The sequence below is a fragment of the uncultured Roseobacter sp. genome, assembly GCF_947496515.1.
Lineage (GTDB): Bacteria > Pseudomonadota > Alphaproteobacteria > Rhodobacterales > Rhodobacteraceae > Roseobacter.
On the sequence record NZ_CANMDB010000002.1, the window covers coordinates 474,073 to 499,685 of the forward strand.

29 protein-coding genes and 1 pseudogene are annotated in these 25,613 nt (G+C 63.2%); 18 read left to right on the top strand and 12 right to left on the bottom strand.

The window, feature by feature from the left end; genetic code table 11:
- Positions 1-27: 27 nt before the first annotated feature.
- A complete protein-coding gene (locus tag Q1A53_RS05885) occupies positions 28-273 on the bottom strand; it encodes a hypothetical protein (protein WP_299963973.1) in 246 nt (81 codons plus the stop codon).
- Positions 274-544: 271 nt separating this feature from the next.
- Between Q1A53_RS05885 and phnC the strand changes: the two genes are divergently transcribed.
- The 8 genes from phnC to Q1A53_RS05925 all read left to right on the top strand — a co-directional run bounded on the left by phnC (position 545) and on the right by Q1A53_RS05925 (position 8,178).
- Positions 545-1,345 carry a phosphonate ABC transporter ATP-binding protein gene (gene phnC / locus Q1A53_RS05890; RefSeq protein ID WP_299963976.1) on the top strand — a complete coding sequence of 267 codons (801 nt, stop codon included), beginning with the start codon at positions 545-547 and terminating at the stop codon, positions 1,343-1,345.
- A 92-nt stretch (positions 1,346-1,437) separates the two neighbouring features.
- Positions 1,438-2,346, top strand: coding sequence for a phosphonate ABC transporter substrate-binding protein (phnD, locus tag Q1A53_RS05895; protein ID WP_299963979.1), 909 nt, complete (start codon positions 1,438-1,440; stop codon positions 2,344-2,346).
- A 63-nt stretch (positions 2,347-2,409) separates the two neighbouring features.
- Positions 2,410-3,291, top strand: a complete 882-nt coding sequence (gene phnE, locus Q1A53_RS05900) for a phosphonate ABC transporter, permease protein PhnE (protein ID WP_299963981.1) — start codon at positions 2,410-2,412, stop codon at positions 3,289-3,291.
- Entirely contained in the window at positions 3,288-4,601 is a 1,314-nt protein-coding gene (gene phnE, locus Q1A53_RS05905) for a phosphonate ABC transporter, permease protein PhnE (RefSeq protein WP_299963983.1), read from the top strand. Before phnE (Q1A53_RS05900) ends, phnE (Q1A53_RS05905) begins: the two co-directional genes overlap by 4 nt.
- Positions 4,601-5,218 carry a DapH/DapD/GlmU-related protein gene (locus tag Q1A53_RS05910; protein WP_299963985.1) on the top strand — a complete coding sequence of 206 codons (618 nt, stop codon included), beginning with the start codon at positions 4,601-4,603 and terminating at the stop codon, positions 5,216-5,218. The genes phnE (Q1A53_RS05905) and Q1A53_RS05910 overlap by 1 nt, the downstream gene beginning before the upstream one ends.
- 138 nt (positions 5,219-5,356) lie before the next feature.
- On the top strand, positions 5,357-7,189 hold the full coding sequence (locus Q1A53_RS05915; protein ID WP_299963987.1) for an AsmA family protein: 1,833 nt from the start codon (positions 5,357-5,359) through the stop codon (positions 7,187-7,189).
- Between the two features lie 178 nt (positions 7,190-7,367).
- Positions 7,368-7,790 carry a CreA family protein gene (locus Q1A53_RS05920; protein ID WP_299964463.1) on the top strand — a complete coding sequence of 141 codons (423 nt, stop codon included), beginning with the start codon at positions 7,368-7,370 and terminating at the stop codon, positions 7,788-7,790.
- A 124-nt stretch (positions 7,791-7,914) separates the two neighbouring features.
- Positions 7,915-8,178: a hypothetical protein gene (locus Q1A53_RS05925; protein ID WP_299963989.1), complete on the top strand. Its 264-nt coding sequence runs from the start codon at positions 7,915-7,917 to the stop codon at positions 8,176-8,178.
- Between the two features lie 139 nt (positions 8,179-8,317).
- Here Q1A53_RS05925 and Q1A53_RS23390 read toward each other — a convergent pair.
- Positions 8,318-8,461: pseudogene (locus tag Q1A53_RS23390) on the bottom strand (PAS domain-containing protein); the annotation flags it as partial.
- 500 nt (positions 8,462-8,961) lie between these two features.
- Positions 8,962-9,681 carry a phosphonate metabolism transcriptional regulator PhnF gene (gene phnF / locus Q1A53_RS05930; RefSeq protein ID WP_299963992.1) on the bottom strand — a complete coding sequence of 240 codons (720 nt, stop codon included), beginning with the start codon at positions 9,679-9,681 and terminating at the stop codon, positions 8,962-8,964.
- 81 nt (positions 9,682-9,762) lie between these two features.
- Between phnF and phnG the strand changes: the two genes are divergently transcribed.
- The 10 genes from phnG to Q1A53_RS05980 all read left to right on the top strand — a co-directional run bounded on the left by phnG (position 9,763) and on the right by Q1A53_RS05980 (position 16,916).
- Positions 9,763-10,218 carry a phosphonate C-P lyase system protein PhnG gene (phnG, locus tag Q1A53_RS05935; protein WP_299963995.1) on the top strand — a complete coding sequence of 152 codons (456 nt, stop codon included), beginning with the start codon at positions 9,763-9,765 and terminating at the stop codon, positions 10,216-10,218.
- Positions 10,218-10,781 carry a phosphonate C-P lyase system protein PhnH gene (gene phnH, locus Q1A53_RS05940; protein WP_299963998.1) on the top strand — a complete coding sequence of 188 codons (564 nt, stop codon included), beginning with the start codon at positions 10,218-10,220 and terminating at the stop codon, positions 10,779-10,781. Before phnG ends, phnH begins: the two co-directional genes overlap by 1 nt.
- Positions 10,781-11,869, top strand: a complete 1,089-nt coding sequence (locus tag Q1A53_RS05945) for a carbon-phosphorus lyase complex subunit PhnI (protein WP_299964001.1) — start codon at positions 10,781-10,783, stop codon at positions 11,867-11,869. Before phnH ends, Q1A53_RS05945 begins: the two co-directional genes overlap by 1 nt.
- Positions 11,866-12,438 carry a histidine phosphatase family protein gene (locus tag Q1A53_RS05950; RefSeq protein ID WP_299964003.1) on the top strand — a complete coding sequence of 191 codons (573 nt, stop codon included), beginning with the start codon at positions 11,866-11,868 and terminating at the stop codon, positions 12,436-12,438. Before Q1A53_RS05945 ends, Q1A53_RS05950 begins: the two co-directional genes overlap by 4 nt.
- A 10-nt stretch (positions 12,439-12,448) precedes the next feature.
- Positions 12,449-13,300: an alpha-D-ribose 1-methylphosphonate 5-phosphate C-P-lyase PhnJ gene (locus tag Q1A53_RS05955; RefSeq protein WP_299964005.1), complete on the top strand. Its 852-nt coding sequence runs from the start codon at positions 12,449-12,451 to the stop codon at positions 13,298-13,300.
- Positions 13,297-13,635 carry an NIPSNAP family protein gene (locus Q1A53_RS05960; RefSeq protein ID WP_299964010.1) on the top strand — a complete coding sequence of 113 codons (339 nt, stop codon included), beginning with the start codon at positions 13,297-13,299 and terminating at the stop codon, positions 13,633-13,635. The genes Q1A53_RS05955 and Q1A53_RS05960 overlap by 4 nt, the downstream gene beginning before the upstream one ends.
- On the top strand, positions 13,632-14,402 hold the full coding sequence (phnK, locus tag Q1A53_RS05965) for a phosphonate C-P lyase system protein PhnK (protein WP_299964013.1): 771 nt from the start codon (positions 13,632-13,634) through the stop codon (positions 14,400-14,402). The genes Q1A53_RS05960 and phnK overlap by 4 nt, the downstream gene beginning before the upstream one ends.
- 3 nt (positions 14,403-14,405) lie before the next feature.
- Complete coding sequence (gene phnL / locus Q1A53_RS05970) at positions 14,406-15,089, top strand: phosphonate C-P lyase system protein PhnL (RefSeq protein ID WP_299964016.1); 684 nt, start codon at positions 14,406-14,408, stop codon at positions 15,087-15,089.
- Positions 15,086-15,634: a phosphonate metabolism protein/1,5-bisphosphokinase (PRPP-forming) PhnN gene (phnN, locus tag Q1A53_RS05975; protein ID WP_299964019.1), complete on the top strand. Its 549-nt coding sequence runs from the start codon at positions 15,086-15,088 to the stop codon at positions 15,632-15,634. The genes phnL and phnN overlap by 4 nt, the downstream gene beginning before the upstream one ends.
- Positions 15,635-15,722: 88 nt before the next feature.
- Complete coding sequence (locus Q1A53_RS05980; protein ID WP_299964022.1) at positions 15,723-16,916, top strand: alpha-D-ribose 1-methylphosphonate 5-triphosphate diphosphatase; 1,194 nt, start codon at positions 15,723-15,725, stop codon at positions 16,914-16,916.
- 43 nt (positions 16,917-16,959) lie between these two features.
- On the opposite strand, the gene Q1A53_RS05985 is transcribed toward Q1A53_RS05980, so the two are convergent.
- The 9 genes from Q1A53_RS05985 to Q1A53_RS06025 form a co-directional block, all read right to left on the bottom strand.
- The gene (locus Q1A53_RS05985) at positions 16,960-18,531 is read right to left on the bottom strand and encodes a GMC family oxidoreductase (protein ID WP_299964024.1); all 1,572 of its coding nucleotides are present in this window, start codon (positions 18,529-18,531) and stop codon (positions 16,960-16,962) included.
- A gap of 17 nt (positions 18,532-18,548) precedes the next feature.
- Positions 18,549-19,073, bottom strand: coding sequence for a twin-arginine translocation signal domain-containing protein (locus Q1A53_RS05990; RefSeq protein ID WP_299964026.1), 525 nt, complete (start codon positions 19,071-19,073; stop codon positions 18,549-18,551).
- A gap of 43 nt (positions 19,074-19,116) precedes the next feature.
- Positions 19,117-19,512, bottom strand: a complete 396-nt coding sequence (locus tag Q1A53_RS05995; RefSeq protein WP_299964029.1) for a VOC family protein — start codon at positions 19,510-19,512, stop codon at positions 19,117-19,119.
- 113 nt (positions 19,513-19,625) lie between these two features.
- Positions 19,626-19,919: a ribbon-helix-helix domain-containing protein gene (locus Q1A53_RS06000; RefSeq protein WP_299964032.1), complete on the bottom strand. Its 294-nt coding sequence runs from the start codon at positions 19,917-19,919 to the stop codon at positions 19,626-19,628.
- A 176-nt stretch (positions 19,920-20,095) separates the two neighbouring features.
- Positions 20,096-20,815 (bottom strand): alpha/beta hydrolase, encoded by a 720-nt coding sequence (locus tag Q1A53_RS06005; protein WP_299964034.1) that lies wholly within the window; start codon positions 20,813-20,815, stop codon positions 20,096-20,098.
- Positions 20,812-22,356 carry an ABC transporter permease subunit gene (locus Q1A53_RS06010; RefSeq protein WP_299964037.1) on the bottom strand — a complete coding sequence of 515 codons (1,545 nt, stop codon included), beginning with the start codon at positions 22,354-22,356 and terminating at the stop codon, positions 20,812-20,814. Before Q1A53_RS06010 ends, Q1A53_RS06005 begins: the two co-directional genes overlap by 4 nt.
- Positions 22,353-23,414, bottom strand: coding sequence for a betaine/proline/choline family ABC transporter ATP-binding protein (locus Q1A53_RS06015; protein ID WP_299964040.1), 1,062 nt, complete (start codon positions 23,412-23,414; stop codon positions 22,353-22,355). Before Q1A53_RS06015 ends, Q1A53_RS06010 begins: the two co-directional genes overlap by 4 nt.
- Before the next feature lie 72 nt (positions 23,415-23,486).
- Positions 23,487-24,446, bottom strand: a complete 960-nt coding sequence (locus Q1A53_RS06020; RefSeq protein WP_299964042.1) for a glycine betaine ABC transporter substrate-binding protein — start codon at positions 24,444-24,446, stop codon at positions 23,487-23,489.
- Between the two features lie 38 nt (positions 24,447-24,484).
- The gene (locus tag Q1A53_RS06025) at positions 24,485-25,528 is read right to left on the bottom strand and encodes a D-cysteine desulfhydrase (RefSeq protein ID WP_299964466.1); all 1,044 of its coding nucleotides are present in this window, start codon (positions 25,526-25,528) and stop codon (positions 24,485-24,487) included.
- Positions 25,529-25,613 lie beyond the last annotated feature (85 nt).

Sequence of the window (25,613 nt, forward strand, 5' to 3'; positions counted from 1 at the left end):
TTTGTATTGGAAGCGGTCGGCGCCGGGCTAGGCCGGATCGGGTGTCTCGTTTTGCCAGTCGGCGCCCATGGCCACTATGCAGGACGTGCCGTTGGCGTAACTTTGCACCAGCACCCAATCGCCGGTCTGGCGGGTGACCCAAACCTCCAGGAGGGTATCCGGATCGCGCAAACCCATGCCGTGACGTTCCGCGCCGATCACCTGCTGCAACGTCCGGGTCAGGCGGGCGGTGTCATCACAGCTGACATCACTGATCCGGGCCTGGCCTGCCATGGGCAACACCAGCGTGGCAGACAGCAGAACAAGAGCCCGGCAAAAGCGCATGAGGCGACATTACCCGCTCGCCTCGCCAATTGTAACGCTTTTATGACGCCTCAGAACCCGAGCGCTGTGCCATGTGCAAACCCGCGTAATTTGGCGGGACCAGCGCTGCGGGACGGCGATCCTGTCACATTTCTTTTGCCTGACTGTTGTCAAACCGACGCGAAATTGTCGCAAACCTGTCGCCTCCAGCCTCTAGGCGCCTTGAATGCAAGGAGGCGCTATGCTGCAGATCAACGCTTTGACGAAACGGTTCGGGGAAAAGGTCGCCGTTGATGCGGCCAATATCTCGGTCAGCAAACCCGCGATGATCGGGATCATCGGACGGTCCGGCGCAGGAAAGTCCACGCTGCTGCGCATGATCAACCGGCTGAGCGATGCGTCCGAAGGCACCATCACCTACGAGGGTCAGGAGATCACCGCCCTGCGCGGTGCGGCCCGGCGGGACTGGCAATCGCGCTGCGCGATGATCTTTCAGCAATTCAATCTGGTACCGAGGATGGATGTCGTCTCCAACGTGTTGCACGGCACGCTGAACAAGCGCTCCACCCTCACGACCCTGTTCAATCTCTATCCGCAATCGGACATTCACCGCGCCATCGAGATCCTTGACCGGCTCGGCATCGCGGAGCAGGCGCCCAAACGGGCCGAGGCCCTCTCGGGGGGTCAGCAGCAGCGCGTCGCGATTGCGCGGGCGCTGATGCAGGACCCCAAAATCATTCTCGCCGATGAGCCCATCGCCAGCCTTGACCCGATGAACGCGCAGGTGGTCATGCAATCGCTGCGCACCATCCACGAAGAGGATGGCCGCATGGTCATCGCGAACCTGCATACGCTGGATACCGCGCGCCGCTACTGTGACCGGGTGATCGGGATGCGCGACGGGCGTATCGTCTTTGACGGCACACCCCTGCAGCTGACCACGGGCGTTGCGCGCGACATCTATGGCGCGGGTGCCGACTTTTCCGAGGCCGCGACCTCCACAGAAATCGAGACACTGGACAGGCCGGTAGTGCCCGCCTGAGCCAGCGACCCTCCCGCAGCTTTGCGGGATCCATCACTGACCTGCCTGCCCGTCAACCACAGGGGCGCAGGCGAAAGAAACCGGAGAAACGAATGACCAAAACCATCGCACTGGCGCTTGCCGCTACGACCATGCTCAGCACATCCCTGCTGGCCGACGACATCAGCGAGTTCCGCATCGGCATCCTTGGCGGGGAAAACGCGCAGGACCGGCTGAGCAACAACGAATGCCTTGCCGACAAGATTTCCGAGGCACTGGATGTGCCGGTCAAGATGTTCGCGCCCGCGGACTACAACGGTGTGATCCAGGGCATCCTGGGGGGCAGCATCGATCTGGCGCTGCTGGGCCCGTCCTCCTACGCGGCATTGCACATCGCGGACCCGGAGGCCGCCTCGCCGATCCTCGTCAAGGTGAACCTGGATGGCTCCATCGGCTATCACTCCATCGGCTTTGCGCGGGTGGACAGCGGCCTCTCGAGCCTTGAGGACGTAGAGGGCAAAACCTTCGGCTTTGGCGACCCGAACTCGACCTCCGGCTATCTGATCCCGTCGATCGAGATCCCCGACATCACCGGTGCCTCCATGGAGAGCGGGGATTACTTCGGCGAGGTGAAATTCACCGGCGGGCATGAGCAGACCATTCTGGCGGTCAAGAACGGCGACATCGACGCCGGCGTCACCTGGGCCGATGGTCAGGGAAACTGGGAAGACGGCTACAACTTTGGTGCGCTGCGCAAGGCGGTGGATGCGGGTCTGGTGGACATGAACGATCTGGTGGAGATCTGGCGCTCCAAGCTGATCCCCGGAGAGCCCATCGTGATGCGCAACGCGCTGCCGGATGACGTGCGCGCCAGCGTGACGGAGATCATGGACACCCTGGGCGAGACGGATCCCGAATGCGCCTACGGTGTCGGTGGAGGCGAGATCCAGGGTTTCGATCCGATCAGCCACGACGCCTATACCTCCATCGTCGGAGCGCGCCGGGCCAAAATCGGCGGCTGATGCGCTTGCGCTGATATCTCCGGCGGCCCTGCGGGGCTGCCGGTCCTTCTTTCGGGGATCACGGTGACAGAGACAGTATTCGGCACAGCGCCTGCACCAGCGGCGGTGGAGCGTATCCAGGCGACCTATGTGGCACAGGTGCAGCGGCGCAGGCTCTACGGTGGGCTGACGCTGCTGGTGTTCGTGCTGCTGATGGCCTCCGGTTTCACGGTTGCGGACAGCCGCAACGCGGGCGGTTTCTGGGAGGGGCTGCACCAGATCGGCGACTACCCCGCCGAGGTGCTGGCCGAGGCCTGGGAGAACCGCGCCGAGTTGCCCGGGCTGATGGCCAAATACCTTCCCGCCTTGATCGAGACTGTCAATATCGCGGCCGTCTCCACGCTGATCGGAGCCGCGGCGGGGCTGATCCTGTCGTTGCTGGGCACCCGCGGGCTGGCGCGGTGGCCACGGCTGATCCCCCTGTTCCGGCGCCTCTCGGACATCCTGCGCGCGGTGCCGGAGATCGTCATCGCGCTCGTGCTGATCTTTGTGCTGGGCGGCGGTCCGGTGCCTGCGATGATCGCCATCGCGCTCCATACCGCTGGCGCCCTGGGCAAGATGTTCTCCGAAGTGGCCGAGAACGCGGATCTCAAACCCGTCGAGGGGCTTGCCTCCACCGGCGCCACCTGGTCGCAGCGGATGCTGTTGGGGGTGCTGCCGCAGGTCGCGCCGAACTACGTGAGCTACACGCTGCTGCGGTTCGAGATCAATATCCGCGCCTCCGCCATTCTCGGCTACGTGGGCGCAGGCGGGCTGGGGTATGAGCTGCGCAACGCCATGGGCTGGGGTCAGGGGCGTTTTGACGATGCGGCGGCGATCTTTATCCTGCTGTTCGGCACCATCGTGTTCTTTGACCAGCTCTCGGGCCGCTATCGCACCCAGCTGAGCGGAGGGGCGGGCGCATGACCGCAACGGATCTTGCCGATGCCAAGCACGCGGCCGCGACGCTCTTTCGGCGCAAGCGGATGATGTGCTTTGGCATCCCGGCGCTGATTGCCGCCTATCTGGTCTATATCTTCTTTGCCTTCGATGTGCCCGGTCTGGCGCAGCGGGCCAGTCTGGACAATGCGCTGACGCTGGCCTCTGACAGCTGGTCGCACAAGGTGCATGTCACCCGCGACAACAGCAGCGGTGCGGTCACCTACTCGGTCGAGGGCGAGCGCAAGGGCCGTTACCCCGACGGTCAGCGCCCGGACTGGGTGAGCGGGACCGAAACCCTGACCATCGACCTCGGCGCTGGACATATGGTGCGCTATCTGCCCGGCGGCAGGACAGAAATCGCACTCCCCGACAAGCCGCTGATCACGGCGCAGAGCGAGGGACGCCGCGTGATCACCAATCTGCCCGACGACCTGCCCGACTGGATCTCTGCCTCCGACCGGCGTGTCACGATCACCACACCGGAGGGGCGCATCACCCTGACCGGGGCAAGGACAGAGGTTTTCAATTACTTTCCGGGATGGGAGCTTTTCTGGTTCACCCTCGACAGCCCCTACCACGGGCAGAGCCTTGCAACGATCCTCTTCGGTCCGCGGCTGGACCCTGCGCGGCCCAACATCACCGGAGCGGTGTCGGACTGGTGGCACAACGACATGTGGCGGCACAAGGACGTGGCCTGGGCCATCGGCGAGACGATCCTCATGGCCTTTCTGGGCACAATGGGGGCGGCGATGATCGCCCTGCCGCTGGCGTTTCTGGCGGCGCGGCGGTTCTCGCCCCTGCTGCTCGTTCGGGCCGCGACGCGGCGGCTCTGTGACTTTGTGCGCGGTGTGGATGCGCTGATCTGGACGGTCGTGCTGGCCCGCGCCTTTGGTCCGGGACCGCTGACCGGCGCGCTGGCCATCCTGATCACGGACACCGGGACCTTTGGCAAGACCTTCTCCGAAGCGCTGGAGAATGTGGACAGCAAGCAGATCGAGGGCGTCGCCTCCACCGGTGCCAAGCCGCTGCAGCGCTACCGCTTTGGCGTGATCCCGCAGGTGGTACCCATCCTGCTGGCGCAAGTGCTCTATTTCCTGGAGTCCAACACCCGCTCCGCCACCATCATCGGTGCGATCACCGGGGGTGGCATCGGGCTGATGCTGACGCAGGCGATCCAGACCCAGAAAGACTGGGAAGAGGTCGCCTATTACATCGTCCTGATCGTGCTGATGGTGATGCTGATGGACTGGTTGTCGGGCTGGTTGCGGGCAAAGCTGATCGGGCGCAAGGAGTGATGGCGCGCCTCTCGGCGGAGGCCGCCCTTGTCCACCCCGAGTGCGAGATCACCGACAGCAGTTTTGGCGCCTACGTCGAGATCGGGCGCGGGAGCCGCGTGGCCCACGCGCATCTGGGTGATTACAGCTACTGCGACCGCTACGCCGATATCGCCAACGCTGAGGTCGGCAAATTCGCCAATATTGCCGCCTTTGCCCGCATCGGGGCGACGGACCACCCGCTGCATACCGCAGCCTGCCACCACTTCCTTTACCGCTCGAATGACTACTGGGACGACGCAGACCGGGACGAAGAATTCTTTGCCCACCGCCGGTCCCGGATCGCCCGTATCGGCCATGACACCTGGATCGGCGCGGGCGCCATGATCAAACCCGCGGTCACGCTGGGCCACGGTGCCGTGGTCGCGGCGGGGGCTGTGGTAACAAAGGATGTCGCCCCCTACACTATCGTCGCCGGCACCCCCGCCACGCCTTTGCGCCCGCGCCAGCCACCCGACCTCGCCGAACGTCTGATCGCCCTCGCCTGGTGGGACTGGTCCCACGACCGGCTGCGCGCGGCGCTTGAGGACTTCCGGACGCTTGAGGTCGAAGCGTTTCTGGAGCGGTACGACGGATGATGTGCGCTGGCTCGGGTGGACATCAGACAGTCTGGAACAGACGCGATCCGTGCGACCGGCTTTTTGCAGCACGGGCGGTAGCGTGGATCGGTGTCGAGGCCCCGGGGAACGATTTGGAGATTTGCGTCGTTAATCCATATGAAACGCATTTTATTGGCTTCGCTCCTCGCAATAACGGTTCTGCTGATCGGCGCCGTCGCCTTTGTTTTTCTCGTTCCGGACCGGCATCTGCGCAGCTTTGTGGAATGGGCAGGCTCCCGCACCCTGGGTCTGGAGGTCTCGATGGACGGCCTGACAACGACCCGAGGGCTGTCCAGTACAGTCGACATATCCGGGCTGACCCTGACCGAAGAAGCCAGCGATACGCCGCTGGTAGCTGCCGACACTGTCACCGTTTCATTCGACCTCTTTGACGTTGTCAGCACGACGCCCCGGCTGGACCAAGTCACCATCAGCCGGGCCGACATACACCAGATCCTGAATGCCGAGGATGGCGCGTCCGAGGTCACGGCGCTTCAGACGGTGATCCCGGTGGCCGTCGAGGACATTCAGGTGAGTGACCTGCACATCGAACGCTCGGCGCGTGCCGCCAACCAGGATCTTGTGACACTCTTTGAGCTGTCCGTCGAGGAGGCTGGGGGATCTGTTGTTGCCAGCGAAGCCATCGAAATGGAGGGGCAAGGCACGTACCAAGGTGCGCCCGTCCAGTTTCGCCTCGCGGCACCTGATACCGCTGACTTTGCGACCCGCGACGCGATCCCCATCGAGACGGAAATCTCAGGCGCAATCGACGCAAGCGCCTCTTTCAGCCTGTTACGGTCCGGCGGGATCTCCCCGATTGAATTCGACGTTTCCGGGCCCACGGTTGCGGCACTTGCCGCTTTCGTCCCGGTCGCGCTACCCGAGACGCCACCCTTTTCACTCACGGGAACGGTCGAGCTCGGCGAAGAGGCCTATGAGACGTCAAACCTATCCGGCAGGATTGGCGATAGTGATGTCTCAGGCGATCTCACGATGGATTTGAGCGGCGAGCTGCCCGCCGTGCGAGGCACTTTGAAGTCCCAGACGCTGGACTTCGACGACCTTGGAGGTCTGATCGGCGCGCCGCCCGACGTCACCGAGACAGCCTCGGATGCGCAGCGTGATGAGGCCGCGTCGGCGCCCGTCATCCCCGATACCCCGTTTCCGGTCGGTGCCCTGCGCGCCGCCAATGTGGATCTGCAATTCATCGCCGAAAATGTCAGCGCCCCGGTGGCCCAAATCGAAGCCATCGATGCCACCATTCGACTGCAGGATTCGAGGTTGGAGATCAACCCACTCGACCTGGTCGTGTCTTCTGGACGCGCGACAGGCGAAATCGCCCTGAATGTCCGCGAGGAAGTGCCATCGGCAGATATCGACATCTCCTTTGCCGATGTTTCGCTCAACAAGTTCTTCGCTGGAAGTCAATTTGCACAGGAGATGGGCGGCCAGATGTCGGGATCTTTCTACTTCCTCGGGACGGGTGCCTCGCTTGACGACATGTTCGCGACAATGCGGGGGGACGGCCGGTTGTTTTTGAATGACGGATCGCTGAGCGCCCTTGTTGTCGAGGCCGCTGGTCTGGACGTTGCGGAGGCTTTGGGGGTCATCCTGACAGAGGATGATGCCATCGCCATGCCCTGCGCGGGCATTTCAGTGACGGCCAATGATGGCGAGGTGGAAATCCTGCGTGCCGAAGCAGTCACCACCGATAGTCTGATTGCGGCCAAGGGGCGGGCAAATCTTGATGATTTGTCTTATGCCGTGGTCCTGCAGGCCGAAGCCTGGGACTTCAGCCTGCTGGATCTGAATGCGCCGGTTCAGATCAGCGGCGTAAAGTCGGATTATTCACTCAGTATCGGCGAGATAGAAGGCATCCCATTGTTCGCCCAGGGGGCGCAGGTTTCCCAGGACTGCGATGCGCTGGTCGATCGGTTGAATTCGCAGTGATCAGGCTGGCCTGCACGTCCCAGTTGAGGACGGCGTGGCGTGCTGGCTCATTCAGCTATTTCCGAAACCTCACATAGACTACTAATCCCACACGGCTGCAAACGCAGCTCAACCATATTCACCGGAGACGTAAATGACCCATAAGACAGGAATAGTGACAGCAACGGTCTGCGCTCTGATGGCTGTGAATGCAAAGTCGGAAGAGGTCGGCAGCGTTGATGTGGATTGGCTCGGAAACGACATTATCATTGAGGCTTTCAGTGACCCGGAAGTCTCCGGTGTCACCTGTCATGTGACCTATTTCGAGAGAGGCTTGATTGATCGGCTGCAAAAGGGAGACTGGTTTGAGGATCCGTCGAACTCATCAATTGCGTGCCGCCAGACGGGGCCGATAACAATCGGGGACATTGACAGATCTGACGAGGGCGAATCCGTTTTTTCCGAACGCCGTTCTATCATCTGGAAAACGATCAAGATCACCCGGATACTCGATGAGAAAAACGACACACTGATTTATCTTGCACATGCGAGGGACGTGCAGAATGGCTCTGCCAAAATGTCCATTTCCACCGTTCCTTTGTATCTTGCGACCGCCGAATAATTTGGACTTTCAACTTGTTGTCTCCGGTGACTGCGGTCGTTCAAACACTGGCCCACCCCGTTCTTTATTCGGGAGTCGACCTGTCGCTGCCCGGGTCGTTAATTCGAGCCCAAGGCGAAGTGGCATGCTTCTGGGATCGAGAAAGGCCCCATCGCAACGTATTTTTTGCCGTGCCTTTGCGCGCCGCCCTATTGACCAGCGCACCACCGTTGCAGAGCATTTTTTTTACCCGACACATGAGCTGGAGCAGATTTTTGGAGTGTCTCAACCTGCGGCGTGCCCCACATACATCGAAGCTCTTAACAAGCTTTTCGGTATGGTCAGCCAGCTCTGTTACGATGTCGCGAAAAGCCCGGCACAGATGGCGTTGGACAGGCACCCTGTTTGATCATGGACAGTCTCTCATTCGGCCTGATGCAGGTGGGTCGCGTCCTGCAGTGGGAAAATCGCACCCCGCCCCTGCTTTCCATCGGACAGTGAGGGGTTACCCTCACCGGTAGACAAATCGTCCCTCGTTGATTTGAAACTCATTCTCCCGCTCGCGGCGGTGGGTGGCCGATTGATCGGCCCAGATCTGTTTCGGTAAAATTGAAGAACATCTCTGCTTCGGGCGTATGGCATAGCAGTTGATGCTCGCTTTCCAGAAAGACCGTCGCGACCCAGGGATTTTGGACAAAGTTGTTTCAATCGACATTGGCCCGATTGAGCACGCGTAGTCTTTCCTGAAGCTCGTTACTAATCGTCGTGCGCTCCTCGTTTGCGGACTGCAATTCCTCGTTAGAGTTCTTCGACGATCGTGCACACGGACTGCTTGGCTTCGTCAAGCTACCCTTCCGGCAGCCGGGCGTAGATATCGCTCCGGGTGCCGAAATCAGCACTGTGACGGCTTTCCCTGGAATTCGAATTCGACCGTCGCGCTAGGCGTCACTTCACGCCGGAGTATTGCCTTCAGTTCGGGTTTGATGATGTCATAGAGATGTGTCGTTACATTGCCCGGTCGGATGACCAGATATTTGCTCGCAGTCTTTCACGTGTAAAGAACATCGTTTTCTGCGTCGACTGGCAGAGCAGCGGGGGGAATTCGTCTAGCCAGACAGGTTCGGTGATTACAACGAGCGCCATCGGTTGCGGTGCGTCCTGCAACTTGCGGCGCTTGGGCACCGGCGGTGCTTCACTCCTCCAGTGTCAGGGTCACACGGTCCCCTGCGAACCACGTGCGGCCATACTCCACCGGACGCGTGTCCTGATCGACATTGACACTGGAGGACCTCAGCAGCGGGTCGCCCTCGGCCACGAGCAAATGCAGCGCCTGCATGGCCGTGGCACGTACAGCCGTCAGGCGGGTCGAGGCGCGTGTGTAGTCGAGCACGCCGACCGCGCGCAGCGCCTCTGTCACGCTGCTGGTCTGCGCCAGCGCATCGGCAATGCCCCCCAGACGCACGGCGGGAAACACACTTTCGAAAACCGCGATTGGCTGACCATCGGCGAGAGACAACCCGTGGTAGACACAAACGCGCTCACCCGGCGCAATTTTCAGCGCATGGGCCTCGCCCGCGGTTGTCGTGCGCTGCTCCACATCGAGGACGCGCTTTTCCGGCCTGCGCCCGGCAGCGATCAGGTTCTCGTGAAACCGCACCCGCTTGCCAATGGGGTAATCCGTCGGCGTCGCGGAGACGAACGCTCCTGCCCCGCGCCGGGTCCGGATGAGGCCGTCCGCCACCAGAGCGGAGATCCCGTGTCGTACTGTGTGACGGTTGACCCCAAACCGTTCTGCCAGCGCGGCCTCCGTGGGCAGTTTGTCCCCCGGTGCATAGCGACCTTCGGCCAGATCACTGCGCAGGCTCGCCGCGATGGCCTGCCAGATGGGAGTTTTGCCAGCCCTGTCACGCAATTTTCACAAATTTCCCCTGTCGCCGCCGCGCAGCTGTGATAAGATATGTATAGTTGTATAGGAAAGCCGATAGTTGTCGAGATGAAAGACACCGCCCAAACAGAAAATCCCCGGCAGATTTGGATGAGCCTGCTGGCCCGCGCATCCGAAGGCCGGATCGCGGCACTGCTCGACGCGGCGCTTGACCGGCCCGGGTTCACCTGGTTGCGCGCGCCGGAGATCGGCAGCACCATGGTCCGGGGTCGCGCGGGCGGCACCGGCGCACCCTTCAATCTGGGCGAGATGACCGTGACCCGCTGCGCGCTGACGCTGGAGAGTGGCGAGGTCGGGCATGCCTACATTCAGGGACGCCGGAAGGCGGATGCAGAGGCCGCGGCCCTCATCGATGCGCTGATGCAGACGGAGGCGGCGGATCACATCCACGCGCGGGTGCTGGACCCGCTGGCCGCGGAACAGGCCGCCACCCGGGCCGCCCGCGCGGGCAAGGCAGCCGCGACCAAGGTCGATTTCTTCACGCTGGTCCGAGGAGAGGATTGATGCAGGCGGATATCCTCACCGGCGGTTTTGCCGATCCCGCGCATCAGTCGGCGCAGGCCTTTCGCCACGTGATGGAGGCCATGGCCCGCCCCGGCACGATACACGCATTGGCAGGTGCCGTCCCCCCTGCCCCTTTGTCGCCCGCCGCGGGCGCGCTGTTGCTCATGCTCTGTGACACGGAAACGCCGCTCTACCTTGCGGGTGAACTGGACTGTGAGGCGGTACGGGCCTGGATCGCCTTTCACACCGGCGCGCCGTTGGTGGCGCCTGGGCAGGCGCTCTTTGCCATTGGCACATGGAATGCGCTGATGCCGCTTTCTGCCTACCCTATCGGCACCTCTGACTATCCCGACCGCGCCGCCACACTGATCGTGGAGTGCCATCATCTGACCGCCTCCGGTGCCACACTGACGGGACCGGGGATTGAGAAGACCGCCAGCCTGTCCCTGCCGGACCTGCGTGCGTTTCAGGACAATCACGCGCAGTTCCCGCTTGGGCTCGACTTTTTCTTTACCTGTGGTGACCGGCTCGCCGCCCTGCCCAGATCCACGGAGGTGCGCTGATGTATGTGGCGGTCAAAGGGGGTGAGCGCGCCATTGAGAACGCGCATGCCTGGCTTGCCGAGGAGCGCAGGGGCGATACCACGATCGCTGAGCTTAGCGTTGCGCAGATCCGTGAACAGCTGAGCCTCGCGGTCAACCGGGTGATGGCGGAAGGATCGCTTTATGATCCCGACCTCGCCGCGCTGGCGATCAAACAGGCCCGCGGGGACCTCATCGAGGCGATCTTTCTGATCCGCGCCTATCGCACGACGCTGCCGCGCTTTGGCGCGTCAGAGCCGGTGGATACCGGTGCCATGGCCTGCGACCGGCGCATCTCGGCCACGTTCAAGGATCTGCCGGGCGGGCAGATCCTCGGGCCGACCTTCGACTATACGCACCGGCTTCTGGATTTCAAACTGGCTGCCGACGGCGAGGTCCCTGAGGCACCGACGCAAGCCGCGCAGACCTCCGAAGTGCCCCATGTCACCGGCTTTCTGAACCGCGAAGGGCTGATCGAGGAGGCGCTGCCCGACGACACCCCGCCCCCCGATCTGACCCGCGCGCCGCTTGAGATGCCCGCGGACCGCGCCTTGCGGCTACAGGCCCTCACCCGCTCGGACGAAGGCTTTACCCTCGGGCTGGCCTACTCGACGCAGCGCGGCTACGCGCGCAACCACGCCTTCGTGGGAGAGCTGCGCATCGGCACCGTGCCAGTAGAGATGGAGATCCCCGAGCTTGGCTTTGCCATCGAGATCGGCGAGGTGACGCTGACCGAATGCGAGACGGTCAACCAGTTCACAGGCTCCAAGACGGAGCCGCCGCAATTCACCCGCGGCTACGGTCTGGTCTTTGGTCAGACGGAGCGCAAGGCCATTTCCATGGCGCTGGTCGACCGCGCGCTGCGGTGGGAAGAGCTGGGCGAGGAGAACGTAGGCGCCCCTGCTCAGGACGCAGAATTCGTGCTCTACCATGCGGATAATATTCAGGCGACGGGTTTTCTGGAGCATATCAAGCTGCCCCATTATGTCGATTTCCAGTCAGAGCTCGAACTGGTGCGAAAGCTGCGCCGCGAGGCCGGTGCCGATGATGCCAAAGAGGCCGCGGAATGAACCGACAGCTGATCTTTTTGACCCATGCAGAAGTGGAGATCGACCCCGCGGTCGCAGTCACCGACTGGGGGTTGTCCGAGACAGGCCGCGCGCGGCACGCCAGTTTCGCGCAAACGGACATCGTGCAGCGGGTCACGGGGCTCTATACCAGCGCGGAACGCAAGGCACGCGAAGGGGTGAACCCACTGGCCGCGCGCCTGGGTTTAAATGCGCGGGCGCTGCACGCTCTGGGCGAGAATGACCGCTCTGCCACCGGCTTCCTGCCGCCGGAGGAATTCGAACGCACGGCGGATGCGTTCTTTGCCAATCCTGACGACAGCATCCGCGGCTGGGAACGCGCACGCGCAGCACAGGCGCGGGTGGTCGCGAGCCTGCGCACGATTGCGGACCTCGACACGACGACAGGCGATCTCCTGATCGTGGCGCACGGGGCGGTGGGCGCTTTGCTGCGCTGCTGGCTGAAGGGGATCGAGATCACTCGCGCGGAGGATCAACCGGCGGGCGGCGGCTGCTATTTCATCACCGATCCAGGTCTGAGCGTGCCGCCCGACGACTGGCAGCGCATATGAGGACGCAGACATGACGGACTACAACTTCGCCTATCTGGACGAGCAGACCAAGCGGATGATCCGCCGCGCGATCCTCAAGGGGCTGGCCATTCCTGGCTATCAGGTGCCCTTCGCCAGCCGCGAAATGCCCATGCCCTATGGCTGGGGGACGGGCGGGGTTCAGGTCTCGGCGGCGGTGCTGACGCCACAGGATACCTTCAAGGTGATCGACCAAGGCGCGGATGACACCACCAACGCCGTCTCCATCCGGCAGTTCTTTGAACGCACCGCGGGCGTCACGACGACCACGAGGACCGCAGAGGCCACGGTGATCCAGACCCGCCACCGCATCCCCGAAGAGCCTCTGACCGAAGGCCAGATCCTCGTCTATCAGGTCCCGATCCCGGAACCGCTGCGCTTTCTCGAACCACGGGAGAGCGAGACGCGCAAGATGCACGCGCTGGAGGAATATGGGCTGATGCATGTTAAGCTTTATGAGGACATCGCGCGACACGGGCATATCGCCACCTCCTATGCCTATCCGGTCAAGGTGGAAGGGCGCTATGTGATGGACCCCTCGCCCATCCCCAAGTTCGACAATCCCAAGCTGGGCAATATGGCCGCGATCCAGCTGTTCGGCGCCGGGCGGGAGCAGCGGATCTACGCGCTGCCACCCTACACCGAGGTGGTCAGCCTCGGTTTCGAGGATCACCCGTTCGAGGCGTCGAAGGCTGACCACCCCTGCGCGATGTGCGGGGCAACGGACAGCTACCTCGATGAGGTGATCGTGGATGATACCGGCGGACGCATGTTCGTCTGTTCCGATACCGACTACTGCGCGACCCGGCAGGCAGCGGGCCACCGGGGGAGCGAGGCCGCATGATCAATCAGCTGCGCATCTACACCGTGCCCACAGACAACCGGCAGCCATTTCTCGCGCGTTTTCGCGATCACGCCGCGCGCATCATGACGGCCCATGGTTTCGCGATCCAGGCCATGTGGACAAACGAGACGGAGGGGGATCCGCGCTTCGTCTACCTGCTGGCATGGCGGGACGAAGACCATATGCGCACCTGTTGGGAGGCTTTCATGGCGGATCCCGACTGGGCACGGATCAAGCAGGAGACCGCCGCAGAGCACGGCACTTTCGTCCTGGGGATCGAGGATCTCACGCTCACGCCCACCGAGTTTTCCACCGCGATCGGAGCCATGTCATGACCCCGCTTCTGTCCGTTCAGGCGCTGTCGAAACACTACGGCGCGCATATCGGCTGCGCGGATGTGTCCTTTGATCTCTATCCCGGCGAGGTCATGGGCATCGTCGGCGAAAGCGGGTCTGGCAAGTCCACCTTGCTCAACTGCATGGCCGGGCATCTGACGCCCGACGCGGGCCGCGTCTTCTTCGACACCCGTGCGGAGGGGCCGCGCGATACCCTCACCATGTCCGAACCTGAACGGCGGATGCTGGGGCGCACCGACTGGGCCTTTGTTCACCAGCACGCGCGCGATGGCCTGCGCATGGGCGTCAGCGCGGGTGGCAACGTGGGCGAACGGTTGATGGCGGTGGGCGCGCGGCACTACGGCGACATTCGCGGCAAGGCGGTGGACTGGCTGGGCCGGGTGGAGATCGACGGCAGCCGCGTCGACGACCGGCCCACGACCTTTTCGGGCGGCATGCAACAGCGACTGCAGATCGCACGCAATCTGGTGACCGGGCCGCGGCTGGTCTTCATGGATGAACCGACGGGCGGGCTGGATGTCTCGGTGCAAGCGCGGCTGCTGGATCTATTGCGCGGCCTTGTCCGCGACATGGGGCTGTCGGCCATCATCGTCACCCATGATCTGGCCGTGGTCCGCCTGCTCGCCGACCGTCTGATGGTGATGAAATCGGGCCGCGTGGTCGAGGCAGGCCTGACCGATCAGGTGCTGGACGATCCGCAGCACGCCTACAGCCAGCTTCTCGTCAGTTCCGTTTTGCAGGTGTGAGAAATGATTGAACTCCGCGACGTGTCCAAGACCTTTACCCTGCACAATCAGGGCAGCGCCGTCATCGAGGTGCTGAGCCGCGTGTCCTTCTCCGTCGCACCGGGCGAGTGCGTTGCCCTCACCGGCGCGTCGGGGGCGGGCAAATCCACGCTGATGCGGATGATCTACGGCAACTACCTGACAGCAAGCGGCGCCATCCGCATCGGGGACGTGGATCTGGCGCAGGCCGAGCCGCGCCAGATCATCCAGCTGCGGCGCGAGGTATTGGGCTACGTGAGCCAGTTTCTGAGGGTGGTCCCTCGGGTGCCGACGCTGGAAGTGGTGGCGGAACCCTTGCGTGCGGTCGGTGTCCCGGCGGATGCGGCAGAGGCTCGGGCCCGTGCCCTGCTGAGCCAGCTCAACATCCCCGAACGGTTGTGGTCGCTGTCACCCACCACGTTCTCGGGGGGCGAGCAGCAGCGGGTCAACATCGCCCGCGGTTTCGCGCATGGCTACCCGGCGATGCTGCTGGACGAGCCCACGGCGAGCCTCGATCCGGTCAACCGCGCGGTGGTGCTGTCGCTGATCACCGAGGCCAAGGCGCGCGGCGCCGCGATCATCGGGATCTTTCACGACGCTGCCGCCCGCGAAGCCGTCTGTGACCGCGAGATTGACGTCAGCCGATTTACCCCGCAGGCAGCGGCATGACCCGCGCGCGTCTGATCGCCGTTGTGGGTCCTTCCGGCGTGGGCAAGGACAGCGTGATGGCGGGGATCTGCGCGGCACTGCCGGGGATGCACCTTGTCCGGCGGGTGATTACCCGCGCACCGGGGTTGGCGGGGGAGGCCTATGACGCCGTGACGCCCCAGCAGTTCGACGCGATGCGCGACGCGGGTGACTTTTCGCTCCACTGGCGCGCGCATGGGTTGCGGTACGGCATACCGACGCAGGAGACCCGCGCGCTGGATCACGGGACGGCGTGTCTCGTAAACCTGTCGCGCAGCGTGCTGAGTGAGGCCAATGCGGCCTTTCCCGGGCTCAAGGTGCTGAACATCACGGCGACACCTGAGACGCTGGCCAGCCGTCTTGCCGCCCGCGGCCGCGAGAACGATGCGGAGATTGCCGAGCGGCTGATCCATGCGGAAAGACCGCTGCCAGAAGGGCTGGACATCACCCCTGTCCCGAACGACGGCCCGCTCAGCGAGACTGTCGAGCATGCGCTGAGCGTGCTTGCGCCCGCGCGTGTCTCGTGAGCAGGAGGCCTGACAAAGCCGTGGTCCGGCGCGCGCCCTTTCGCGGGGGCCCGCCGCGCGACCAGCAGCGGCAGATTGAGAGATCGACATGAATTCACCCCTTCCAGCCTCCACCCTGACACCGGCCAGCGATCCCGCCGCGGGCGGTGATGTGTGCCTTGCCAATGCGCAGTTGGTGCTAAGCAATGGCCTTCTGTCCGGGTACATCACCATAGAAAACGGGCGGATTACCGAGATCACCGAAGGCGACCGGATCCCGCCCGGCGCGCTGGATTGTGCAGGCGATCTGGTGATCCCGGGTCTGGTGGAGCTGCACACCGACAACGTCGAGCGGCATATCGAGCCGCGACCGGAGGTGGACTGGCCCCATCTGCCCGCCCTGATCGCCCATGATGCGGAATTGGCCTCCACGGGCATCACCACGGTCTTTGATGCGATGCGCGCGGGCTCGATCCACAGTGGCAAGGGGCGTTACAATAACTACGCGCGTGACCTTGCGGATGAGCTGCTGGCGGCGCGGGCGGAGGGTCTGTTCAAGATCAGCCACTTTCTGCACTTGCGGGCGGAGATCTGCTCCGAAACGCTGCTGGAGGAACTGGCCGCCTTCGGCCCACAGGACCGCGTCGGCATCGTCAGCCTGATGGATCACACGCCGGGGCAGCGTCAGTTCCGCGATCTGAGCGCGCTCAAGACCTATGTGGCCAAGAAACGCGGCATGACGGACGCGGATTTCGCCCTGCATGTGGCAAACCTGCTGGACCTGCAGAAACGTTTCGGCGCTAAACACGAGACCGGTGCGGTGGCAGAGGCCGCGCGTCTGGGGGCTGTGCTGGCCAGCCATGACGATACCACGGCAGAGCATGTGGCGACTTCTGCAGCGAACGGCGTGGGGTTTGCGGAATTTCCCACAACGCGCAGGGCAGCGGAGGCCTGCCGGGCCCAAGGTATCGCCGTCATGATGGGCGCGCCCAACCTGATCCGCGGTGGCTCCCATTCGGGCAATGTGGCGGCGCGCGAACTGGCGGAGGCGGATCTGCTCGATATCGTCTCTTCGGATTACGTGCCGTCGGCGTTGCTGCTCTCCGCCTTTCAGCTTGCCGAGCTGTGGGGCGATCTGCCCCGCGCCATCGCCACCGTGACCCGCAACCCGGCCCGCGCCGCACGGCTCACCGACCGCGGTGCGCTGAAAACCGGCCTCCGGGGCGATGTGCTGCGGGTGCGCAAAGCCGGCACCACACCGCTGCTGCGCGGGGTATGGAGCCACGGGATACGGGTCAGCTGACCCGCTGCGTCGGCGCCCCCAGCGAGGAGGGCGCCGACTGGTCTCAGATGTTACCCGCGTTCATTTCACGCGCGATGTGATCTGCCTGACGGATCGCCAGCGCCACGATGGTCAGCGTCGGGTTTTCCGCACCGCCCGTGGTGAACTGGGATCCGTCCGACACAAAGAGGTTGGCGATGTCATGGGTCTGGCCCCATTTGTTGACAACGCCGTCCTCTGGCCGTTCCGACATGCGGTTGGTCCCCAGGTTGTGGGTCGAGGGATAGGGCGGCGTCGGGAAGACGCGCGTCGCACCCACCGCCTCATAGACCGCAGCCCCCTGTTTGTAGGCGTGGTTACGCATCGCGATGTCATTGGGGTGGTCATCGAAATGCACATTGGGCACGGGCAGACCCCATTGGTCCTTCACCTCCTCATTCAGCGTCACGCGGTTGCTGCTCTGCGGCATGTCCTCCCCCACGATCCACATGCCCGCCATGTTCTCATAAGCATCAAGCGCCGTGGTGAACTCGCGCCCCCAGCCGCCCGGATCGAGGAAGGCCGCCATGAACGGCAGCCCGAGCGCAAGTGTCTCCAGCTCGTAGCCGCCGACGAAACCGCGCGCGGGATCGTGGTGCGCCTCGTCCTGAATGATCCCCGCCATGGTCGTGCCGCGCCACATCTTCACCGGCTTGTCGAAGGTCGCGTAGACCGACCCCGTCATATGCCGCATATAGTTGCGCCCCACCTGATCGGAGGAGTTGGCAAGACCGTTGGGAAACATGTCAGACGCTGAGTTGAGCAGTAGCCGCGGCGATTCAAACGAGTTGCCGGCCACGCAGACAATCCGTGCCTTCTGCATCTGCAGATCCCCCGCGGCGTCGAAATACTCCACGCCGGTGACCTTGCCGCTCTCGTCGTGCAGGATGCGCGCCACATGCGCCTCGGAGCGGACTTCGAGATTGCCCGTGGCCTCGCCCTGCGGGATGTCCACGTAGCCCGCGGACCACTTGGCCCCCCATTTGCAGCCCTGAAAGCAGAAACCCGTCTGCTGGCACATGCTCCGCGCACTGTCATCGGTGCTGTTGATCGCCATGCGACCGGTGCTGACCTGGCTGTAGCCCACCGCCTTGGCGCCCTTCTCGAACACCATGTAGTTGTTGTTGCCAGGCAGGCCGGGGCGGTCGCCGGTGCGGGTCACACCCAGCTTGTCCTCCGCCTGTTCGTACCAGGGTGCCATCTCGGCACCGTCGATGGGCCAGTCGAGCAGGCTCGCGCCCTCCACCTCTCCGTAGCTGGTCGCGGCCTTCCACTCGTGGTCCTGAAACCGCAGCGAGGCCCCGGCCCAGTGCTGGGTCGTGCCGCCGACAGATTTCACAATCCACGCAGGCAGGCCCGAGAAGTCTTTGGCCACCCGCCAATCACCCGATGTGGTCCGCGGGTCCAGCCAGGCCAGTTGCCCGAAACTGTCCCATTCATCATTGATGAAATCTTCCGGCAGGTGCCGCTTGCCCGCCTCCAGTGCGACAACGCTCACGCCCTTTTGCGCCAGTTCGTTGGCCAGCACGCCGCCGCCCGCGCCCGTGCCGATGATGACGACAACGCTGTCGTCGGTGAGATCAAATGGTGCCGTCATGGTGCCGTATCTCCCCCTTAAATCCAGTTGATGTCGTCAAAGCCGCGGTCGATGTAGCCACCGTGCTCAAACGAAGAGCCCTCGTAGCCAAAGATCGGCCAGACCGCTTTCTGGTTGTAAAGCCCGGTCACCAGCCCACCGCGGACGGTCTGAAAGAACGCGTCCTCTTCCATGGAGCGCAGCACGTCCACCCGGTCCCGCTCCCAGCCGATGTCGAGGTAATTGGCGCCCTTCAGCTCCTGCGCGCGGGCATCCAGTGCCGCGATGCCGGTCGAGATCATATCGGCGCTCTCGGGCGTGTCGTAGCCCTTGACGGCGATCACGTAGTGCTCGTCCGGCACCTTGTCGTGCGGGTAGATATCGCGCGCCATCTGCACCAGCGTGGCAAAGGTCTCCGGCTTGATCGCATCCATCTGCGTTGCCCAGGCGGCGTTGGGCGCGGCAAGAAATCCCGCCCCTACCACAAAAGACGCCCCTGCCGCGCTCGTTGCTTTGAGTAAATCCCGCCGCGTCAACCGGCGCAGGCTCTCCCTGTCAGACATGTTCTGGTCTCCTCCCATGATGTCGTCCTATGTCATGTCGCGGTCATTTGAACCGCCCGCCGCGCTCCAGCACTTCGATCTGGTAGCCATCGGGGTCCGCGACAAAGAAAAACCGGGCGATGCGTTCGCCGCCCGGTGCGAATTCCACCAGCTTGCGCGGGGCCAGCCCTTCGGCCTCAAACCGCGCATGCTCTGCCTCAAGATCCGCGACCGACACGGCCAGATGGCCGTAGCCATCGCCCAGGTCATAGGGTTTCGTCTGGCTCTTGTTGATGGTCAGTTCCAGCTCGAACTCGGTCTCGGCATTCGACAGGTAGACGAGCGTGAAATCGTCAAAGTCGAGCCGGTCCGCGACCTTCAGCCCGAAGGCACGGTCGTAGAACTGAACGGAGCGCGCCTCATCAAGGACGCGGATCATCGAGTGGATCTGTTTGGCCAAAGCTGTCTCCTGCGGGTGCGAAAGCGGTAGGAGATCAGCTTAGAGGCGGCGCGCCATGGCATGGGTAGTAGCCCGATACTACCCGCCCCGGATTTTTTCGTGTATCTCCGGCGCTATTCGGCGGCGACAGCGCTTTGGTCGGCCCCGCGCGACAGCTCCAGAAACTTGAGGCACGCACAGCGCAGCAGCGACGTGAAATTCGTCGGCTCGCCGTGTTGTTCCAGCACTTCGGCATGCAGGGTGGAGATGAACACCGGCGTCGTCACACCGTCACGGCCAGCCAGCTCATCAAGCGTTTCCCAAAAGGCATTTTCCAACCGGATCGACGTGCTTTGCCCATTCAGCCGCAGGCGACGCGTGGTACTGGCGTAGCGATCAGGGTCCTGCCCCGCAAAGACTTCACACATGCGAAAACCCTCCCTTTTCCGCGTGATGTCATGGCCTGTCCTTCAGGAAAGGCCGACCGATTTCTATCCCGTCTTCGCCCCGTCGTCCAGCCAGGGCTGGGTGGGACAAACTGACCCTGCGACACCCATATGACCGCTCCGCAGATTTTCGATCCGGCGGTTGGCCAGCCATAGGCTCACGTCAGGTATCTAATCAGCACGTGGTTGAAGCCGTCGGGGTCCTCCAGATGCACGGCGTGACCGCAATCGGCAAAAACGCTGAGGCTGGTGCGCCGGATCTCTTGCCAGAGCCTCTCGACCTGTGGCCAGCGATAGGTGCGGTCGCGGTCACCCCAGATCACGAGCGTCTCGGGCGCAATCTCCGGCAGCCTCGCCTGACCGGACCAGCTTTCCATGGCGCTCAGCCCGGCGAGGATCGCCTCCAGCCCCGCATGCTCGGCAATGGCGGCACACGCCGCATATCCCGGCGACGCCTCGCTTTTGAGAAACCAGTTAGCGGCGATGCGCCGGGCGGTCGCCGCGGCCCCGTCGGCCCGCGCGCGCGCCTTGCTTTGCGCGATGGTTTCAAACCGGCCCGGCAGCACGCCGACAGACCCGGTCGCATAAAGGATCAGCCTGTCGATCCGGTCCGGCACGCGATGCGCCATCTCCTGCACGATCATCCCGCCCATGGAGTGACCCAGCAGGTGAAACTTATGCACCTCGCGGCTGTCCAATTCGGCAAGCACCCAATCGGCAAAGCCACCGATGCTGTCGATGGGGGGCAGATCAGCGTTCAGACCGAACCCCGGCAGATCGAGCGCAATCACTTCGCAGCAGTTCGCCAGTCCCGCGCGCTGCCCCTCCCATTGTGCGCTCCCGCCCATGAACCCATGGACGAGCACGAGCGGTGTCACTTGCGCTGACCCTGCACAATCCGGTCGAGGATCATCGCGCAGAAGAGGATCGCGAAGCCTGCGAGGATCCCCTGCCCCACGTTGGCGTATTGCAGCGCCTCCAGCACGTCTTCCCCCAGCCCTTTGGCGCCAATCAGCGAGGCGACGACCACCATAGCGAGCGACAGCATGATCGTCTGGTTGATGCCTGCCCGGATTGAGGGGCTCGCGAGCGGCAGATCCACCCGGGTGAGCAGGTACCACTTGTTGGCACCAAAGGAGATCGCGGCCTCTCGCACGCTATCGGGTACACCGCGCAGGCCCAGCACCGTGAGCCTCACGACAGGCGTGCCGCCAAAGATCATCGTGGTCACCACGGCAGCCGGTTTCCCGGTCCCGAAGAAGGCGATCACCGGGATCATGAAGACAAAGGCGGGCATCGTCTGCATGAAATCCATGATCGGCTGGATCGCGGCGTAAAACCGGGGCCGCCGTGCCGCGAACATGCCCAGCGGGATACCGATCAGGATCGACAGGCACGCCGCGGTGCCCAGCAGGGCGAGCGTTGTCATCGCCTTTTCCCAGAATCCAAGCAGCCCCATGTAGGACAGAAAGGCACCGGAGTAGATGGCCATGCGCACACCCGCCGTCAGCCAGGTCAGCAGGATGATCAGTGCTGCAATGACAATCCAGGGCGTGCTGACAAAGACGATCTCCAGCGCGTCCAGCACCAGCCTGATGACAAAGGTGATCCCGTCAAAAAGCGCGTCACCATTCAGCACCGCCCAGTTGAAGAAGTTCTCCACCCCTTCGATGCTGGTCAGACGGATATCCGGATCGGTCGGGAAATTACCCAGCAGATCGAACCTGCCCGGCAGGCTGTAGTGCAGCATCGCGGCGGTGACGATCAGGATCATGAAGATGGCGCTGAACACGATGTGCGACACCGGCATACCCGACCGGATGGACCTGTCAGAAACCCAGTCCGAAAACCGCGCCTCCAGCGCCCAGTTGGCGACGGTGGCCTGCGCTGCCTTGACCAACACCAGCAAACACACACCGAGCAACACGATCTGCGGGCCCTGTGCGGCAAGCGCAGCGGCCTCTTCGCGGATACCGCCGATGTTCTGCTCAAGCCCTTCGACCGCACGGCGAAAGGCCTCCACCCGGTCCGAGCCGCTCTCGATGGCGGCGGCCAGTTGTTGGCGGCGCAGCTCCAGCGTGCCTTCGATGGAGGCGATGCGCGCCATGGCGTCCGCACCCAGATCCCCGAAGAGACCGCGCGCGATCTGCACCAGCGCCAGCGCCTCGATGATCAGGAAGGGCAGCGCCCAGGACCACAGACCGCGCGCCCCGAACCAGATGGGACCGAACAGCCCCGCCATGATGTTGAAGGTGGGGGTAAAACGGGCGGAGGCGCCGATCTTGTCGAAGTTTCGGATGTAGTAATCGGGGTTCGTGCGCACGAAGGTGCGAATGTTGTCGTGCCGCTCCTTGGCATAGGTGATGGCGGCTTCGCTGTTGGGATCGTCCAACGGGTTCACTGTCCGTGCGTCCATCATGATACCTCCGTCCCTTCGATCACGGTGCGCAACAGATCCGCGCGCGTGATCACGCCAATGTCGGTGCGGCCGCTCTGCACAAGGATCGGATTTTCCTCGTCGATGGCCAGTGTGATCAGTTTGCTGAGCGTTTCTTCCCCGTCGACCCGCGGCACATCCGCGGGGATTGGCCCTTTGCTTGCCACATAGGCGTCCACCGGTTGCATCACCGCATGGGCGTGCACGACCTTGAGCCGCGAGATCCCCGCGACGAAATCCGCCACGTAGTCATCCGCGGGGTTCATCACGATATCCTCCGCGGTGCCGGTCTGCACCACCATGCCGTCGCGCATGATGGCGATCCGGTCGCCGATGCGCACGGCCTCGTCCAGATCATGCGTGATAAAGATGGTTGTCTTCTGCAGGATGGTCGACAGCCGGATGAACTCATCCTGCAACTGCCGCCGGATCAGCGGATCAAGCGCTGAGAACGGCTCGTCCATCAACAGCACATCCGGGTTGGCCGCCAGCGCCCGGGCCAGCCCCACCCGCTGCTGCATCCCACCCGACAGCTCATGGGCAAACTTGGACCCCCAGGCGCCCAGCTCCACAATGTCGAGGATCGCCGCCGCCTGCCGCATCCGTTCGTTCTTGGCCACCTGACGGATCTCCAGCGGCATCGCCACGTTGTCCAGCACGGACCGGTGCGGCATCAGGGCAAAGTTCTGAAAGACCATGCTGATCTTGCGGTTGCGAAAGCCCTGTAGCTCCTTCGGCCCGAGCGCCATCACATCGGTGCCTTCAATGGCGATCTTGCCCGCGGTAGGTTCCAGCAACCGGTTGAAATGGCGCACCAGTGTGGATTTGCCGCTGCCCGACAGCCCCATGATGCAAAAGATCTCGCCGCGGTTTACCGAGAGGCTGACATCGGCAACCCCCACCACGGCGTTGAATTCCGCCAGCACCTCTGCCTTGGTCAGCCCGCGGTCCCGAATGGCCTGCAGCGCCACCTCGGGTTTGCGGCCGAAGATCTTCCAGACGTTGGAAATTTCGACAACACGTTCGTCACCTGACGTCATGGATCACCTCACCGTAAGAGGGGTGTCGGCACGAACGAATCCGTGCCGACAGGTCAGCGTTGCGTGCGGTGCTCAGAGACCCAGCATCGCGTCAACACGGTCGGAATTGGCGTTCACCCAGTTCTTTGCGACCTCCGCGGCGTCCCGTCCCTGCGCGCTGATCTCAAACGCGAGGCTGCTCACATCGTCCGCGGTCAGCTCGAAATTGGCAAAGAACTCCGCAATCGCGGGCGACCGGTCGGCCAAAGACGTGGACCAGGCGATCTGCACCTCCTTGAGGTCGTCCTTGGAGGCGACCATGGATTTCTCATACCAGTCCGCATCATCAGACGGCTGCACCATCACGTATTTCGCAGGGTCAAAGGCCGGTTCAGTCAACATGGTCACGTCGAACATGTACCATACCGCATGGGGCTCGTAGCAGTAAAAGGCATAGCCCTCACCCTTGGCGATGCTGTCCTTGATCCGCGCCGTCTTGACGGCTTCTTCGGCGCGAACGGGCTCGATAAAGTCCAGCAAACCGTAGTCGCGGACTTTGACCTCGTTCACGTTGGCCGACGCCCAGCCGGGCGCACCGATCCACATCTCGCCCTTGCCATCGCCGTCACTGTCCATCAGCCCGGCCACATCCGGACGGCCCAGGTCGGTGATATCGGTGATGTTGTTGGCTTCGGCAAAATCGTTGGAGACGCAGAAGCCCTGATTGCCCTGATAGGGGTTCTCGGACAGGGTGACCGTGCCTGCCCCATCGACATACTGCTTGGTAAAGCTCTCCTGATTGGGCAGCCATACATCCGGGTGCACATCGATGTCACCCTCGCCCTGGTCCATCGCCTGAAAGATCGTGGCGTTGTTACCGGGGACGTATTCGACACTGCCACCGATGCGCGTTGCGACCACTTCGCCCAGCACGTGAGCGATCGCTTGGGCACCCGTCCAAGACGGCACGCCGATCTTCACCTCTTCGGCGAAGGCCGGCACGCCGATCACGCTGGCGAGGGCGGCCGCCATGAGCTTGCTCTTGAGTGTCATGTATTATTCTCCTTGTTGGTCTCGTTTTTTTTAGTCTTTCAGAGTGCCGCGTATCCCGGCAAGTCAAACGTATCGGGATAGCCGAACAAAGCCGCGCTTCCGCCGGTATGAAGGAAGACGACATTCTCCATGCCGTCAAAATAATCGTTGCGGATAAGATCTATCAACCCATCCAGTCCCTTGCCGGAGTAGACGGGGTCAAAAAGCAGCCCTTCGGTTTCCGCCAGCAGTTTGAGGGCGGCGATCATCCCGTCCGTCGGCACACCGTATCCGCCGCCGACATAATTGCAGTTTGCACGGACATCCGCGCGCGGTATCTCCACCTCGCTGCCAAGATGCGCGAGCGTCCGCTGGGCCAGATCGAACACCATGCCTTCCTGTTTTTCCTGAGGGGCGCGCACGCCGATGCCCAGCAGATGAATGTCGCTTTGCAGCGCTGCGAGACCCGCCACCAGCCCCGCCTGCGTGCCGGAACTGCCCGTTGCGTGAACCAGCGCGTCGATGTGCAGGCCCAGCCCGTTGGCCTGATCCACCAGTTCGCGCGCGCAATTGACGTAGCCAAGCGCGCCGATGGGGTTGGAACCACCGCCGGGGATAATGTAGGGCCGCCTGCCCTGCCCGCGCAGCGTCTCCGCCAGTGTCTCCATCTCTACATTCATGTCCACGCCGCCGTCACGCTTGGAGACAGTCGCGCCGTGCAGCCGGTCCAGCAGGACGTTCCCGCTCATGATGTAGCTGGGATCGTTCGACCCGGTGCGATCTTCGAGCAGGATGTGGCAGGCGAGGCCCAGCTTGGCCGCCGCCGCTGCGGTCTGGCGCGCGTGGTTCGACTGCGTGGCCCCTTGGGTGATGATGGTATCGGCGCCCTGTGTCTGGGCATCGGCCATCAGATACTCCAGCTTTCGGGTCTTGTTGCCGCCAGAGGACAGCCCCGTGCAGTCGTCCCGCTTGACCCACAACCGCGGGCCGCCGAGATGCTCGCTCAGCCGGTCCATCGGTTCCAGCGGCGTCGGCAGATGACCCAGAGGCACCCGCGGAAATCGTGCCAGCTGAACCGCGAGCGCCTTGCATCTGCTTGCCATCAGATCGCTGCCGTCCCGGTCCCGTTGATCAGCCGTTTCTTGCACCAAAGACATGCGTCCCCCTAACTTGTTTGGCCAAAGCATG